Raw genomic sequence first — 16,124 nt, 5'->3', positions numbered from 1 at the left:
AGCGTGAGCAATATCTGTCGAAAAATTATTCATAGGGAAGTCCTCTTTTCTGTGGATGTGGTCGGTAACTTCATTCTTCGAGAAAAGGACTTCCTTTTTTGGTGATCGATCGTTTACACAAACTATTTTATGCTCTCATACTTTTATTACTTAAACTACAGCTCAATGAAAACTTGTTTAAACTAGTAAAATGCCTATTTATGACGCTGCACTTTAACAACTTGCCTTTGTGCAAGAATCTAAATTGAAAACTTGTTCACAGGGGTGCTCTGGTAGAGCGTCTCTGTTAAGTCACCAAACAGCGGCCCATTATAAACCTGATGACAATTTATATCCGGGCATTGGGCATTGCTTTCTATAAGCCAGACCTTGTTTTCCTCTATGGCTAAATCCCATCCCATTAAACCTACTTGAGGAGCTTTCTGATGGAGAGATAATGCAAAATTTATTGCTTTTTCCCAGTTTGGAATTCTAAGCTCAGAAAACCTGACCCCGGTGTCAGGGTGAGACTCGTATTCATTAAAGTCATCATCACAGGCTTTTTCATGCGGAGTGCCATCCTTTTTTAATACCAAGGCCAGCCCCCCGGCATGTGTATTGTCTATCTTGGACCCCCCGACGCCAAAGCGCGCTAAAGAGGAAAGATAGTGAACCTGGCCGTTATAATTATATGTAAGTATCCGGACAGTATTAAGGCTTTCAGGGTGGTATGCCGATAACTCTTTGCACTGATATATCATCTTTTGAATACATAAGCTTTCGATTGAATCCATATGTGCTAAAGCTTCCTCTTTTTCCTGTAATTCATAAAACTTCACGGATCTTCCCCGATAGGAATGGGCGTCCTTCACTACCATTGTTTGTCCTTTCTCTAATGCAGAAAGCGCCAATTCATGTGCCTGCTCCTTATTTATTTCTTTTTGTTCTGAAAACCACTGGCCCTCAACCTTTGTTAATAACGTTGGTGATGCTTCCGGGAAATTAATATCCAGCAATGATTTATCTCCAAGAACATTGGCATGTTTTCTCGGATTAATATGAGGCGCTAATTTCCACTGATAAACATTGTTTGGTATAAAGTGCATCGATTTTTTGTTATGCAGATAGCTGTATCTTTGATTGATAAAGCTTCCGGTAAAGCCCCAATTTCTTATCGATTTCATTTTCTCCATAAAACTGTAATCCAGCTCTTTCTTTTTAGGAGCTTTACTAAAGGGTGTTTTTTTACGGTATTTCGTGATTGATCTTAATTCAAAAACGATTAAATTGTTTTTTATAACACTTTTTAATGTCATTATTAACTCCATTCTTTTGGGTGCCCGACACATTTTTTTAAATTAACTTTACACATTTTTGTAAGCGATGTATTTTAAGCGAGCCGTCCGATTAATTTGTTTAAAACTACAGGAGGGAGAAGCAGAGCGACAAGTTTGATCTGCGGGTATTGAAGCAGCCCTTTGATCGTCCAGGTTGTTGCATTCTTATAGCTGACACCATGCGTTTTTTTCGCTACGTAATGATACCAGTCGCTTTTAAGGCGCCTTTTCTTGAACGAAGAAAACGACTCGATTTCCTTGCTGTATTTATTAAGAAGATAATGAATGGCTTGTCCATGCAGCTCGCTGCGGCTGCTTATCTGCTTGCCTTTTTGCTTAGAAACTGTATAACGTACATTGCAGCCGATGTCATAATCAACCTCAGTAATCCGCACAAGCCTTATCCAAAGATCATAGTCCTGCCTGGCAACTGCAGAAGTATCAAAGCCATCCACCTGTTCAAACAGGTTTTTTCTGACAGCTACTCCGGATGTAACACCAATAAAATTGTTAAAGAGAATATCCGGCCAGCCGTTACCACGTTTTTTGGGTTCGATTCTACGCAGTACTGTATCGCGGTCCTCGGCATCAACGATTTTTCGGCCGGTATAAACTAGGCCCACTTCCGGTTGATGCTCGAAAATAGTTACTTGGTCTTCAATTTTTTGAGGCTCCCACGTATCATCGTCATCCAAAAACATAAGTATGTCTCCAGTGGCCTTGGCCGCTCCTTCGTTCCTCCTGGCCGCTCCCCCAAGGCTTTCTTCATGGTAAAAGTATTGTACAGAGGACAAAAATCCGCTATCTGATGTTTGGGACAGATCATAGGAAGACCCGTCATCCATCACGATAATTTCAGCCGGCTGGCGGCTCTGAACCAGAACGCTTTGAATCGCGGCCTGAAGTTCTTTTTGTCTGTTTTTTGTAGTAATAATTACAGAGGCTTTCACATAGACACCGCCTTAAAATTAATATGTATTATTGTATTATCTGTCATATTATAACATGGGAAATGAAAATAAAGGCATCCGGAAATTGGAAAGAAAAGCCGGAGCATCCTGTAGGGCTAATTCATCTATCTATCTGCGCGGAATTTCGTTAAAATGTTATTTACAGCAAAGTTTTTATTTTTCTCCCTGCTTCTCTAAAATAAAATGAAAAGAAAGGAAAAATTATGGCCCAATATAGTTTTATTGAAAAGCGACTGGCACAATTGATTGAATCCAACCCCAAAATTAAAAAAACGGCTAAATTTTTGTATCAGCGCATGCAATACATGCTTCACCGAAAGAAGAATTTTACATATGAAACGCATCCAGAAGTAAAGCTCGAGAATCCTTATGAATATCTCGGTCTGAAAGCCTCCAGTGCTCCATTCTTTTTTGGGTATTATGACAGAAAGCCCTGGAATCCTTTGCAGACACGTCTTGCTTACCATCGTTTAAACGCAGCCTCCGAGTGGGAAATTGTAGCGCTCGACGGAGAAAAGCAGCAGAAACTTACCGCAGAAACCACAACAGCATTTAATTTTCAGCAGGGCTCCATGACCTGCTGGATCGATGAAGAACGCCTTCTATACAATAATTTTGCGGAAGGAAAACTTGTGGCCCGTCAGTTTAATGTAAAATCCGAACAAGTGGAAGCCACGTACTCCATGCCTCTGCAAACACTTCATCCAAGTGAAAATACATTTTTGTCTATTAATTTTAAAAACTTAACCCGCCTGAACCCTGAATACGGCTATGAAGGCGAATCTATGAATCTTCATCCATTTCTTCCACGGGAGGAAGACGGAATATGGAAAGTGAACATGGACACGCAGAAAACCGAACTCATTATTACTATCGATCAATTAATCCACAATAAATTCAGACCGGAGATGGAGGGTGCAGAGCATAAAGTCAATCACGTTATGTACTCCCCTTCTGGAAAACAATTTATCTTCATGCACCGCTGGATTGGAAAACAGGGCCGTTACACAAGGCTGTACGCTGCAGCAGCAGATGGAAGTAACCTGCGTCTGCTTCTGGATGACCGAATGGTCTCTCATTGCTGCTGGTATAACGACGATGAAATTATCGCCTGGGCGCGGACAGAAGCCCGCGGGGACCATTACTACTGGTTGGATACAAACACTTCGGATATTTCTATTTTAGGAGAAGGAGTCCTGGATCAGTATGGGGACGGGCACCCTTCGATATCGCCGGATCAGAATTGGCTGGTCACAGATACGTATCCAGATAAATCCCGGATTCGCCATCTTTTCCTATACAATTTGAACTCCGGGGAACTTGTGGAGGCAGGACAATTTTTCGCCCCATGGGCCTTTGATTTGACTAAACGAGCGGATCTGCATCCAAGGTGGAGTCCGGATGGAAAATACATTTCGATTGATTCTTCGCATGAAGGGTTAAGAAAATCATATATACTCGATGTGTCTCGCTTATTGGAAAAAATGAAAGTGAATGAATAAAATAATACCAGGCAAGCGGGTCTTGCTGATGAATAACGGAGGAACGTAATGATACTAGTAACTGGAAGCAGTGGTTTTATAGGAATGTATGCAGCAGAAAAATTGCTGCAGGAAGGAAAAGAAGTCGTTGGTATCGATAACCACAACGACTATTATGACATTAATCTAAAAAAAACAAGGCAGGAACAGCTGGCTTCATATGAGAATTTTCATTTTCATGAGATTGATTTAGCCGATACTCCTGCTCTGGAAAAAGTATTTTCTGATCACAAAATAGAAGTGGTCATTAATTTAGGGGCTCAGGCCGGTGTCCGCTACAGCCTCGAGCGTCCTGATAAGTACATTCAATCCAACGTTGTCGGCTTCTCGAACATTCTGGAAATGTGCCGGCACCATCAGGTAGAACATTTGATTTATGCATCTTCAAGCTCCGTGTACGGGGCCAACAAAAAAATGCCGTTCTCGCCGGAGGACGGGGTGAATCATCCGGTCAGCCTGTACGCGGCAACGAAAAAATCCAACGAGCTGCTTGCGCACACGTACAGCCATCTGTATGACCTGCCGACGACCGGCCTGCGGTTCTTCACCGTGTATGGCCCTCTTGGGCGGCCCGATATGGCCTATTTCAAATTTGCGAATAAAATCGTCAACGGCGAGCCGATCCAGGTGTACAATAACGGCGATATGATGAGGGATTTTACGTATATTGACGATATTGTGGAAGGCATTGTGCGACTGATCCCGGCTGTTCCTACCGGCGACAGTGATTGGGATGCCGAAAATCCGGATCCGTCAACAAGCTATGCGCCTTACCAGGTCTTTAATATCGGCAACAACCAGCCGGTGGCTCTGATGGAATTCATCGAAACCCTCGAAAAGCATCTGGGCATGGAAGCCCGGAAGGAATACCTGCCGATGCAGCCGGGAGACGTGCAGGCAACGTACGCGAACATTGACAGCCTGCAGAAGGCAGTCGGGTTCAAGCCGGTTACCTCGCTTGAGGAAGGTATTGGCAAATTCGTGGAGTGGTATAAGGAATATTATCCGGAATACTTTTCCGTACAGTCGGCTTCTAAAGACAAGTCCAATCATTAAACACAACAAATCAGCCTGCCGGCAAATGCCGGCAGGCTGGTTTTTATATTCTATGTAGTTCTATGATGGCTGTGGCATGGCTCCCGGCTTTTCCAGATCCAGGCTGTGAACCATGATCAGCGTCTGCTCCATCTGACATACTGTGTCCGCCGTAACAAAAGTGACTTTCATGCATTCACCGATTAGTACCTGCTTACCCGCATCCAGGGAGCCCTCCCCCACTTCCACGATATATTCCAGCCCGTGCGGCGGCTGTTCTTCGGAAGCCATGTAAACGTACTGCCATTCGGTATCTTCGAGCAGCTCCACTATTTGATCCCACTGCACGTAGTTACGGATGAGCTGATTCATGTCCTCGTACATGTAATGCTCTTTATTCACCTGATAGTAGCGGCGGTTCTGCACGGGGCGGCCTGTGATAAGATCCATGTCGCTCAAGCGCTTCAGCTCCACGCGCACAGCGTTGGCCGAATCATTGAACTCGCGCACGATTTTTCGCAGGTACGTTTCTTCCTCGCATAAAAAAAATTTCACGATCAACCGTAATCTCGTTTTCGATGTGACTAATTGATGCAGCAATGATTTTCCTCCTCCGGCGGCGATGGTTTTAACAGGTATCTTCAAGTGAGCTGGAAAACACTTGCGTTCGTTTTTGTTTCTCTTTTATTTCATCGGCTATTCCGCAGCCATTCTAAAGGCAGCCCGGAAATTAATTTCCGCCAAACCTGGGTCACGGCTCGGCGGTAAAACTTTTCTGCCTCTGTCCGTACAGCTTGATTAAGATCACCGCCATAGTCAGCGACCGGGCCGCCATTCCTAAAATCAGCGCCCAGCCCGCGCCTTCGATGCCAAATTCCGGCACCAGGTACAGCGAAAAGCCGGCCGTCACAGCAAAGGAAACAGCGTAAATGACCACCTGGTGCTTGAACATTCTCGTCGCAAGAAGCGCAATGTTTAAAAACCCTCCGGAATACCAGAAAAAAGCGGCAACGGAAGCTAAGACGAAAATATGATGGTACGCCGCAAAGCTCTGGTCGTAAATGACCGACAAAAGCACATCTCCACCTGCGGCGACCACGGCGACAAAAGCTGCGCCGAGAAGGGCTGAGAACACGAGCAGGGTGCGGAGAAGCTTTACGTACTGCCCTGTATTTCTGCTCCAGTACGCCCGGAGACGCGGCAGGCACGCCTGCGACAGCGCGCCGATAAACATCTGCCCGGCCATGATAATGTAGACAATCGAAGCGTAATAGCCAAGCTGCTCCAGGCCGTCTGCCTGCTCGATAATCACCCGCTGGATGTTAATATTCAGCACATCCAGGGCGCCGGCGATGCCAAGAGGAAAGCCCAATACAAGAAAATGGCGGAACATCACGAGCTTCTGTCGGCTGAGATACATATCGGCCAGCCGAAAGCGGTGAACCTTTGTTACGTTTTTCATATCCACAAAAAGCAGGGAGGCAATATTTGCTGCGGCCATGATGCACAGGGCAGACAGCAGGCTTCCTGTCGCCATCAGAACAATCCAGAAGCTGAGCACGTTCACCGTGCCCCTGGCTATTTTTGAAAATGCAATGTACTGCATGTTTTCTTTTTTCTGAAACAGGCCGTGGCAGATATCGCTCTGGGCTTCAAGCGCTTTTATCACACCCATGAGGGCAATAATCCACAGGAGGCCCGCTTCATAGTTCATCGCAAACGCGGCCGCTATTACAAAGGCAAACGCGGCGAGCGACGTAACCATGCGGAACAGGTTGTAGTGTTCAAAACGATAGTCATTGTCCTGGTCCGTCACCTGGATGGAACGCAAATTTAAATTGAAAAACAAAAAGAACGGAGCCGCCAGCCCAAGGGCAAGCGTATACAGGCCGGCAAGCTCCACGCTGCTGAAATGAATGATCAGGGCAATTAATGCCCACTGGGAGATACCGTAAAACGCGTCTGCAAACACGACCCACGTGAAATTCACCTTCAGCGACTTGGGAGCCGCCACAGCTTTACCGGCCTTCGAATTATCCACCTGCATCCTCCGGCTCCTTTCTACCCTGCGTCCGGATATTCACCGCTGCGGGTATTTGTTTTTTCGTAATCTCTCTTCATCGTCCGGATAAAATCAACGTAATCGTTTCCGGCTTCCTTGAATGCCGGGCCCGGACGGAACAATCTTTTTTCTTCGAGCTCCTGAATGCTCTCTTTAATGCTGTCCGTACTCCGCGGATTAAACAACAGCGTCTCTCCTTTTCCGTGGTGCTCGCTTCCGTACGGAAGGTCTGCCAGCAGCACCGGGAGTCCTGCCTGCCCTCTATGATCGGCAGACCGTATGTTTCCATCAGGGATGGAAACACGAGCGCATTCATGGACGTATAAAGCGTATAGATGGCGTCGTAGCTGACTTTTCCCAGGAAATGAATGCCCGGCTCGTCCGTGCCTTCTACGGTTAAAAACAGGTCGACCGGATGCTTCGCTTCCTGATTGTACTGCCGCACCGCCTGCATAAGCCGCTCGTTGTTTTTGTACCTCTCCTGGTTGGTCACATAAATGAGCTTTGTTCCGCGGCTTCGGGCGATCGTCTGTTGCTGCTGGCCCGACAGGGGGGCGTTGTGTTTTTCCAGGTCCACCGGCTTCGGGCGCATAACATGCACGGGAGGACAGCTGCTGTACCGGTTCTGCACCGCTTCTTTCATCCAGCCGGTCTGCACAAAGATCCCGTTCATGCGCGGCATGGCCCGCTGCACGAGCTTTGGCATGAGCAGCTTATATTTAAGCAGGTTCTGCCACTCCAGCTCTCCCGGGCGCACATCGGAAAATGGGATTGGCTGATGCATCAGGCAGTACTGGGGCTTATGAATGCCGCCAAGCGGTGTATTCTGCAGGGACAAAAACACATCATGCTCCTTCATTTCCCTCCGGAGCACCCGGCGCTCGAACCACCCCTGGTGCAGCGGACTCTTTTTAGGAACCTGGGTCACATGCACATCCATCCAGCTGCGCCTATATTCCAGCAGCTCCTTCCGGGACACGTAGGCTGTCACGTGGATATTATTTTCACTGAAATACGCTTCCGAGCCGGCAAAATCCTCCAGACAGGCGGCAGCAACGCTGAAGCCGCCACGGTCGCTTAATGCCGTTGCATTTATAAGGATTTTCATTCTCCCCTACCTCCTATACTTTTTGTTTCATCTCCGGATTCTGGTCCGTGTCCCCGTTTCTGCGGACAGGGATAACCGGTACCGGCTGCGTACTCATGTCTTCGTCTGTCCTCGCAATGAAATCTTTATCCATCGGAATGTTCACAGACCCCAGGATCGGAAGGCCCAGCACGGCTTCAAGTTCCTCTTCGGTTTTGATCTTATTATTCATGATCTCCAGCAGCAGAATGAGCCCCAGGCCTCCAAGCGCTCCGCCGGACAGGGCAGCTGCCAGATGCAGCAGCGGCTGCGGCGATACCGGCTGGGAAGCGTCTTTCAGCTCTGCCTTGGATAGTATGCTCACGTTATCTACGTTCATAATCGACGGCACCTTTTGTTCGAACGTTTCAGTGACGGTATTTACAGTCGCCACGGCCGCTTCAGGGTCGGCGTCCCGGACCGAGACAGTAGCGATTTGCGATTCATTTTCAGTGGTGACTGTCAGCTGGCTCTGGACGTCCTCCTCTGTTCGTGCTGTATTCAGCTCCTGCACCGCCGGCTCGATAATTGCAGGGCTTGTGAGCAGTGTATTATAGGTGTTTACAAGCTCCCTGCTCGACTGCCAGTCCTCCGATACGGGTGCCTGGTCCTCACCGACGGCCGGGGTGACGAGTATTTGCGTGGATGCCTCGTACTGGGGCTCTGCGATAAACCATGTGTACACCGCCCCGGCACTCACGGCCGCAAGCACCACCAGCACAAGCAGTTTTAGTCTTTTTCGGATGATGTAAATCAAATCCTGAATGCGGAACGATTCTTTCATAGTGCCCTCCTTTTTGGACATTGGCTGACCGGCTGCAGCTTCTTCATGAGTCTGTCCCCATTCAATCCGCGTCGTCCGCCAGGCCAGCAGAAACCAAAGCAGCGGCTCCACAAGCAGATAGGAGGATGAGGAGTAGCTGTAGACTACAAGCGACAGCGCTGTCAGGTTTGCAAGCATCAGGGACCGGTCGTCATACTTAATGGAAGTGGTGAACAGCCGCCAGACAAGGCCGGCCACCACGGCTGCTCCAAACAGTCCGTAGCGAAACAGCAGCGCGCCGTGCAGAAAATGGACGTTATGCACCTCGGTCATTCCAAGCAGCGCGGCGCTTGTAACAGATGGATCCATGGAGCCCGACATGTCGATCGTACCGCCGGCCCCGTAGCCGAACAGCCAGTACAGCGGATTGTTGCCCAGCGTTTCCACGATCACGTCTACTTCGTACAGCCGCTGGGCGATCGTGACGTCTTCGTCCAGGTTCACTCCGGAGGAGCCCCCCATGCCCATCATGACTTCGATCCGGCTGCCAAGAGCCGTCTCGTAAAAATCGATGTTCAGCATCTCGAGCACACTCCCTCCGGCAAGGACCGCCGCCAGCCCGGCGAAGCTGAACGCAAACACAAGCGTGAGTATCGGCTTCCAGCGATTCTTTACCAGCATGACGATCATCAGCACGAGCACCATGACAAGGACCGTGAGAAGCAGGGAGCGATTGGAGCTGATCAGCAAAAACGCGAGCGGGCCGAGCTGAAACAGAAGCACCCCCGTCCGTGCGGTATACAGGGCGTATAAAAACAGTCCCACGAACACTACGAGAAGCGTTACCGGCACCCAGCTGCTTAAAAAATACAGTCCGAGAAGCAGCACAGCCAACACGGCGGAGGCAGGAGCCAGATACTGATCGCGCATCCGGAGATGAATGCCGCCAAAACGGGTGAGCAGATAAATCGCAAGGCCCGTGATTAAATACGCCGTATCTGAGAGGATATACGTCCACGTATTGGCATTGGCAAGGCCGATGATGACGCTGTAGCCGATAAGCATGCTTATCAGGGTGACGATGGCCAGATCTCCCTGCTTAAGCTCTGCCTGCCTGTTCAGCATATACAGCGGCACCCAGATGAACGTAATACCAAGGACAAGAAAGAGAATGAACATGCCGCGGATATAGGGGGTGTGCGAGAATCCGCCCATGCCGAGCACCTGCTTAAACAGCACGGCGCCGGCAATATTTGTAATAAAGTAGACCCCCCATAAATAATACAGCCACGTTTTTCCCGTGCGGTTATAATGAAACAAAAGCTCCTGCCCCCTATCTCCCGGCTGCTTTTTTATTGCGCTGCTGCCGTCGCAGCGTCAATGCACGACGCTATACCTGCTGGAACACAGCTTTGTATTTATCAATTGAGTTCCGGCGTGTAAGATGCTCTTCCAGGTACATACGTCCTTTTTGCCCGATGGCTTCCCGCTCTTCCTCTGTCTTTTCGTAATACCTGCGTACCGCTTCGATGATTTCCTCGTACCGGCCGGGTTCTATGACTACTCCCGCACCGGAGCGTTCAATAATTACAGCCGCTTCGCTGCCCTTTTCGAGCACGCCGAGTACCGGTTTGCCGACAGCGAGCACGCCGTATATTTTACTCGGGACGGATACCCCTTTAATGCCCTTTTGGTTCACGACAAGATGCACGTCAGCTGCGTTCAGGGAATATTTGATGCGTTCCTTCGGCTCGTACGGGAAAAAATGAACGTTTGGCAGCTGGCTGGCTGTCACGTATTCTTTCATTTCGCTCTTTTTGGCCCCTTCGCCGATGAACACAAACACGATATCGGGGTTATCCCGAAAGGCTTCTGGGATACGGATCAGGTTTTCCAGGTCATAAAATAATCCAAGGTTGCCGGAATACATCACGATGAATTTGCCCTCGAGCTGCTTTTCATGCAGGAATTCCTCCACGCCCTTGTCCGTGCGCTGCTTTGGCACCAGATCCTTTTCGTCCACCCAGTTGTGAATCACTTCGTAATCCGGCGTTCCGGACGTAAAGCGCTTCTGCAGCGTCGCTGCCATATCGCTTCCGACCACGATATTCATATCTGCGTACCGGCAGTTCAGCTTATCCACCACCGCCGCCATTTTTGTGATCGCCGGACTCGGCGAATAGGCGACGGCCTCCGCCTGCTCCGGGTTGAAGTCCTGGGTGTTATAAATGTGCTTCGCCCCTTTTGCCTTTTTCCCAATCGTGCCGATCAGCCCGCCAAGAATCGGCGGCTGGGAGACGGTGTAAATAACGTCCACCCCGGACTCTTTGAGCAGGGCACGGAGCGCTTTAGCGAAATAGGCAGCCATATACCGGACCCGGCTCACTTTGGACTGCTTGTTCACCGCAGGGAGCTTCATCCGGATTACTTTAACCGAATCAATCCATTCCAGACGGTCCGGCAGTGCCTCGTTCAGCTCGTCTGCATAGTGCGGATGCGAGGTGATGACTGTAATATGAAAATCATCCTGCAGGCCAAAGCAGAGATCACCCATAAGCTGGCCAAGCGATGCGATATCCGGCGGGAAGTAGTTAACAACAAACACTATTTTTTTCATACGCCTGCTCCCTCTGCTTGTTTTAATGGTTCTTCTTCGACAGTATCAGTTGTTACGACCCGGGTTTTTATAAAGGCGGCCGGGTTGCCCCCGTGAATCTCATTTGCGGGGATGCTTTTCGTCACATTGCTGCAGGCAGCCGCCACTGCGTTTTCCCCGATTGTCACTCCCGGGTGGATGAAAGAGGAGGCGGCCGCCCAGGACCCCCGTTCGAATGTGATTGGAGCGGTGATTAAATCAAAGGACGGCTTCTGCAGATGGTGCGATCCCGTACACAGGTAAGTTTTCTGGGACACTACGCAGTGCTCGCCGATCGTAATCCGGTCGAGGCTGTAAAAGACGGCTTCATCTCCCACCCAGGAATGGTCACCGATGGACACCTTCCACGGATACGTAAACCTGGCGCTCGGCCGGATTTTGGCCCCGCTTCCCACCTGCATACCGAAAGCCCGGAGCAGCCGGCGCCGGAATGCATACATCGGGTGCAGCGAAAAGCGGAAAACTGTCCCCTGCACGAGCCACCACAGTAAAATGAACCATCCCGGCCGGCCGCGGTCGTAATCAGACTGGTCATAACGGTCAAGCTGAACCTTCATGGGCTGCTCCCTCCTCTTTTGGCACTTCGGGGAATACATGCTTCAATTTTTGTTCCCAGCTCAAATGCTCTGCAGCATAGCTTCGAATGCTTGCCGGAGCATTTTGGCCCCGGTACTGCTGATGTTCGAAAAACAAACGGTTAATATCTACCGGACTGTCATCTGCCGGGGCCCGGAACACAAACGGCAGATGGGACGGAAAGTCGCTGTCTTCGGAGGCCAGGAGAAATGGAATGCCCCGGGCGCAGTACTCTCTGTTTTTTAACGAGGAGTCCCCAAAAAAGTTGCGCCGGTGATTTCCAAGAATGCCGATGCCCACATCCACAGCATTCATCATCTGATCGAGTTCACTGCCGGTGAGTGTGCCGTGGAAGATGACGCGATCCTCGACCCCTTCTTCAGCTGCAAGCTGCTGAAGCTCCTTTTTCACCGGCCCGTCGCCGATAATATGAAACTCCGGGTGGAAAGCGGCGGTACAATTCTTCAGCCCGCGAATGATCCGGTCGTATGCATGCCAGGAGGCTAAGTTCGCTACCCCCGCAAGCACGAAAGTATCAAAGCGCCGTCCCAGAGGTTTCTGCGCTAATGGAGAGGCGGTAAGGTCAATCCCATTTTTGATTGCTATTACCCTGGGGTCCGTCACTGGAACAATTGAAACAGCCACAATCTTTTTTACGAACGGGTATACGCCGAACCGGAACGCCGCCTGATCGAGAACGTAAGAGCTGTAGGCCTGCAAATCTTTTTTAAACGGCACTTCTACTGGATAATCCGGAATTTCGTAATACGTTTTTCTGCCCTCGCGCCTGCATCGCTGCAGCCATAGGGACAGCTGGGGGAGAACCGGCTTCATCCGCCGGATATAAATTTCCTGCACGTCCAGGCTCTCCGCGAGTGCAGCGGCAAACCGCAAAAATTCCGTCATGCGAAAATAGCTGGCAGTGCTTCGCTTCCATGCCGGTGTTTCAACAAAAACCGCTTTCGATGAATAATGGTGTTCCTGTACCACTTCCCGGCCGGTCCACGTGTCGTAGCACACGGCCCGGTCCTTCCGGGAGAGAAGCAGATAGGCGCGTCGCCCCAGCTGGTTCATGGCCCTGCACTGGGCGTAGACTTTTTTCACAAAGCCGACAGCGTCTGAATCCTCCCGGAGAAATGCAACGTACAGCAGTTTTCTTTCCAAAACAGCACCTCCTCTGCCTGTTCATTTTTCTTTCCTAATACGCTCCTTGTTTTCGCAGGACCGCTCCTGCTGTTTTGAGCAGAATAAGAATATCGGTGCCCAGACGCTGATTACGGATGTAGTCAAGTTCGAGCTCCATCCGCTCCGGATAGCTCAGGTCACTTCGGCCGCTCACCTGCCAGAGGCCGGTCATGCCTGGTTTGACTGATAGAAACAGCGGCTTGTTCTCAGCATATTCCTCCAGCTCTTCTGCAATGATCGGGCGCGGGCCGACAAGACTCATCTCCCCTTTTAATACATTAATCAGCTGCGGCAGTTCATCCAGACTCGTTTCGCGAAGGAACCGGCCTATTTTTGTAATGCGCGGGTCCTGATCCACGGGCAGTTTATATCCGTTTTGCACAAATTCGGCATACAGCTTTTGATCGCTGCGCAGCACTTCTTCGGCGTTTACGACCATGGTCCGGAACTTGTAAATATAAAATGGTTTCCCCTTTTCCCCAATTCTTTTTTGTTTGTATAAAACCCGGCCTTTTTGTTCTCCCTGCATATACATCAGGCCAATAAACAAAAATAATGGAGAAAGAAAAACGAGCATCAGAAAGGACGAAACGATATCAATGATTCGCTTGGCCTGAGCCTGGTCCATGGACTGTTTCTCCGTTTTTAACGGAGTGGTTGATCTCTGCATTGTTCTCCCCCTCTTTTATGCTGTAACGAGCGGCCCAGGCCGCCTGCCAGCGGATAATAAGCATTGGGCGTTAAGACGTTTCCCGGTACAGGTCCGGCGTTTGCGTTTGGCTCCGGTAATGGTTCAAATCGCTCTCCACCATCATTTCCACCAGCTCCCGGAATCCGACTTCAAGCTCCCATCCGAGCTTTTTCTTCGCCTTTGTGCAGTCGCCGAGCAGAAGATCCACCTCCGCCGGCCGGACAAATTTCGGGTCGATTACGACGTAGTCGCGCCAGTCAAGGCCGACGTGCTGAAAGGCAATATCCACCAGCTCTTCGACCGTGTGCGTTTCCCCGGTGGAGATCACGTAGTCATCCGGCTCGTCGCTCTGCAGCATGAGCCACATGGCTTTTACATAGTCACCGGCAAAGCCCCAGTCACGTTTCGCGTCGAGGTTACCCATCCGCAGCTCGCTCTGCAGCCCGAGCTTGATGCGGGCAGCGGCGTCGGTCACCTTCCGGGTCACAAATTCCATGCCGCGCCGCGGGGACTCGTGGTTGAATAAAATGCCGGCGCAGGCAAACATATCAAAGCTTTCCCGGTAGTTGACGGTAATCCAGTGGCCGTACGTTTTCGCCACCCCATACGGGCTGCGCGGCCAGAACGGCGTCGTTTCCGTCTGCGGCGTCTCGAGCACCTTGCCGAACATCTCGGAGCTTGAGGCCTGGTAAAAACGGGCATCCGGTTTAGCAATACGGACCGCTTCGAGCATGTTGACCACGCCGACAGCGGTAATCTGGCTGGTCGCGATCGGCTGCGGCCACGAAGTGGCGACAAATGACTGGGCCGCCAGGTTGTACACCTCGTCCGGCTGTGCCTGCTGCACGGCGCTGATAAGAGACGATAAATCGGTCAGATCGCCGTCGATCCACTCAATCTGGTCCTTTACATGTTCAATGTTTTCAAAGTTCGGGGTGCTTGTCCGGCGCCGGAGGCCGTAGACCTTGTAGCCTTTTCCGAGCAGAAATTCCGCCAGGTACGAGCCGTCCTGGCCGGTCACACCGGTAATAAGTGCTGATTTTGTCATAGAGAAGCAGCTCCTTTGTTTGATTGTACCGCGTGGCCGGTATACCAGTCGTACGTCTTTTCCAGTCCTTCATCAAGCGGCGTCCGGGCCTGCCAGCCGAGGCTGTGAAGCTTCGATATGTCCGTGCGTTTCCGGAACGTGCCGTCGGGCTTACTCGTATTAAATACGAACTCGCCGTCGAAGCCGGTAACGGTTTTAAGCGTTTCGGCGAGCTCCCGGATAGAAAGGTCCTGCCCGGTGCCAACGTTCACCATGTCGGTGCCGTCGTATTCGTTCATCAAAAAAACACACGCATCGGCCAGATCATCCGCGTACAGAAACTCCCGGCGCGGCTCGCCCGTGCCCCAGATTTCGACTGTCGGGCTGCCGTTCACCTTCGCTTCGTGACACTTTCGCATCAGCGCCGGCAGCACGTGCGACGTTTCCAGGTCGAAATTATCGTTTTTCCCGTACAGGTTCGTCGGCATAGCGGCGATAAAATGCGTGCCATACTGGCGGTTATAGGACTCGCACATCTTCAGGGCGGCAATTTTTGCGATTGCGTACGGTTCGTTCGTTGGTTCAAGCGCTCCGGTGAGGAGCGCCTCCTCCTGAATCGGCTGCTGGGCATGTTTTGGATAAATGCACGTACTGCCTAAAAACAACAGCTTTTTCACGTTGCATTTGTAGGCTGCATCGATAACATTCGTCTGAATATATAAGTTATCGCGGATAAAATCCGCCGGATAATCGTTATTTGCAGTAATGCCGCCAACCTTCGCGGCTGCTAAAAACACGTAATCTATCGAAGAGGATTGAAAAAAAGCGTCTACGTCGGTTCGGTTCCGTAAGTCGAGCTCACCACTCGTCCGGTACACCAGGTTCGTATAGCCCTCGCTCTGAAGCTTCCGAAGAATCGCGGAGCCTGCCAGCCCCCGGTGTCCGGCTACATATATGCACGCATGTTTTTCCACTAATGCTCCTCTTTTCCTTTAAGATTTTGGCGTTGTGCAGTACCTGCATCTATTCAAAACAGATGACTGAAGACTGAATGCCAATGATTTGTTTTTCCATCTGCAGCAGCGTTGTATGCGCGGCCGCCGCAGGTAAACCGGAGGCATTGAACCTCTCCTCACGCAGCGCTGTTGACGATCAACGTCTAAGGCTTTTCCAGA

14 protein-coding genes are annotated in these 16,124 nt (G+C 50.3%); 2 read left to right on the top strand and 12 right to left on the bottom strand.

What is annotated here, in order from left to right; translation table 11 throughout:
- Positions 1 to 239: 239 nt before the first annotated feature.
- Together ACTTK7_RS14840 and ACTTK7_RS14835 are read right to left on the bottom strand one after the other, a co-directional pair.
- Positions 240 to 1,295: a sugar-transfer associated ATP-grasp domain-containing protein gene (locus ACTTK7_RS14840; RefSeq protein WP_462868865.1), complete on the bottom strand. Its 1,056-nt coding sequence runs from the start codon at positions 1,293 to 1,295 to the stop codon at positions 240 to 242.
- A 74-nt stretch (positions 1,296 to 1,369) separates the two neighbouring features.
- The gene (locus ACTTK7_RS14835; RefSeq protein ID WP_462868864.1) at positions 1,370 to 2,266 is read right to left on the bottom strand and encodes a glycosyltransferase family 2 protein; all 897 of its coding nucleotides are present in this window, start codon (positions 2,264 to 2,266) and stop codon (positions 1,370 to 1,372) included.
- Positions 2,267 to 2,490: 224 nt separating this feature from the next.
- Here ACTTK7_RS14835 and ACTTK7_RS14830 point away from each other — a divergent pair, with 224 nt between their 5' ends.
- Complete coding sequence (locus tag ACTTK7_RS14830) at positions 2,491 to 3,789, top strand: TolB family protein (protein ID WP_462868863.1); 1,299 nt, start codon at positions 2,491 to 2,493, stop codon at positions 3,787 to 3,789.
- Between the two features lie 48 nt (positions 3,790 to 3,837).
- Entirely contained in the window at positions 3,838 to 4,884 is a 1,047-nt protein-coding gene (locus ACTTK7_RS14825) for an NAD-dependent epimerase (protein ID WP_462868862.1), read from the top strand.
- A gap of 60 nt (positions 4,885 to 4,944) precedes the next feature.
- Here ACTTK7_RS14825 and ACTTK7_RS14820 read toward each other — a convergent pair whose 3' ends face one another.
- From ACTTK7_RS14820 to ACTTK7_RS14775, 10 genes are all read right to left on the bottom strand, one after another.
- Entirely contained in the window at positions 4,945 to 5,463 is a 519-nt protein-coding gene (locus ACTTK7_RS14820; RefSeq protein ID WP_462868861.1) for a winged helix-turn-helix domain-containing protein, read from the bottom strand.
- A 151-nt stretch (positions 5,464 to 5,614) separates the two neighbouring features.
- Positions 5,615 to 6,910 (bottom strand): lipopolysaccharide biosynthesis protein, encoded by a 1,296-nt coding sequence (locus ACTTK7_RS14815; protein WP_462868860.1) that lies wholly within the window; start codon positions 6,908 to 6,910, stop codon positions 5,615 to 5,617.
- Between the two features lie 70 nt (positions 6,911 to 6,980).
- Positions 6,981 to 8,033: a glycosyltransferase family protein gene (locus tag ACTTK7_RS14810; protein WP_462868859.1), complete on the bottom strand. Its 1,053-nt coding sequence runs from the start codon at positions 8,031 to 8,033 to the stop codon at positions 6,981 to 6,983.
- Positions 8,034 to 8,046: 13 nt separating this feature from the next.
- The gene (locus tag ACTTK7_RS14805; protein WP_462868858.1) at positions 8,047 to 10,134 is read right to left on the bottom strand and encodes a YveK family protein; all 2,088 of its coding nucleotides are present in this window, start codon (positions 10,132 to 10,134) and stop codon (positions 8,047 to 8,049) included.
- A gap of 70 nt (positions 10,135 to 10,204) precedes the next feature.
- Entirely contained in the window at positions 10,205 to 11,431 is a 1,227-nt protein-coding gene (locus ACTTK7_RS14800) for a glycosyltransferase family 4 protein (RefSeq protein ID WP_462868857.1), read from the bottom strand.
- Positions 11,428 to 12,027, bottom strand: a complete 600-nt coding sequence (locus ACTTK7_RS14795) for a WcaF family extracellular polysaccharide biosynthesis acetyltransferase (RefSeq protein ID WP_462868856.1) — start codon at positions 12,025 to 12,027, stop codon at positions 11,428 to 11,430. Before ACTTK7_RS14795 ends, ACTTK7_RS14800 begins: the two co-directional genes overlap by 4 nt.
- On the bottom strand, positions 12,011 to 13,210 hold the full coding sequence (locus ACTTK7_RS14790) for a glycosyltransferase (protein WP_462868855.1): 1,200 nt from the start codon (positions 13,208 to 13,210) through the stop codon (positions 12,011 to 12,013). Before ACTTK7_RS14790 ends, ACTTK7_RS14795 begins: the two co-directional genes overlap by 17 nt.
- Before the next feature lie 34 nt (positions 13,211 to 13,244).
- Positions 13,245 to 13,901, bottom strand: coding sequence for a sugar transferase (locus ACTTK7_RS14785; RefSeq protein WP_462868854.1), 657 nt, complete (start codon positions 13,899 to 13,901; stop codon positions 13,245 to 13,247).
- A 70-nt stretch (positions 13,902 to 13,971) separates the two neighbouring features.
- Positions 13,972 to 14,970 (bottom strand): GDP-mannose 4,6-dehydratase, encoded by a 999-nt coding sequence (gene gmd, locus ACTTK7_RS14780; RefSeq protein WP_462868853.1) that lies wholly within the window; start codon positions 14,968 to 14,970, stop codon positions 13,972 to 13,974.
- Positions 14,967 to 15,923 (bottom strand): GDP-L-fucose synthase family protein, encoded by a 957-nt coding sequence (locus ACTTK7_RS14775; protein ID WP_462868852.1) that lies wholly within the window; start codon positions 15,921 to 15,923, stop codon positions 14,967 to 14,969. Before ACTTK7_RS14775 ends, gmd begins: the two co-directional genes overlap by 4 nt.
- Between the last annotated feature and the right edge of the window lie 201 nt (positions 15,924 to 16,124).

The organism is Marinococcus tarijensis (assembly GCF_054971385.1).
Note: the sequence above shows the minus strand (reverse complement) of the source record. Positions and strands in the feature narration are given on the sequence as shown.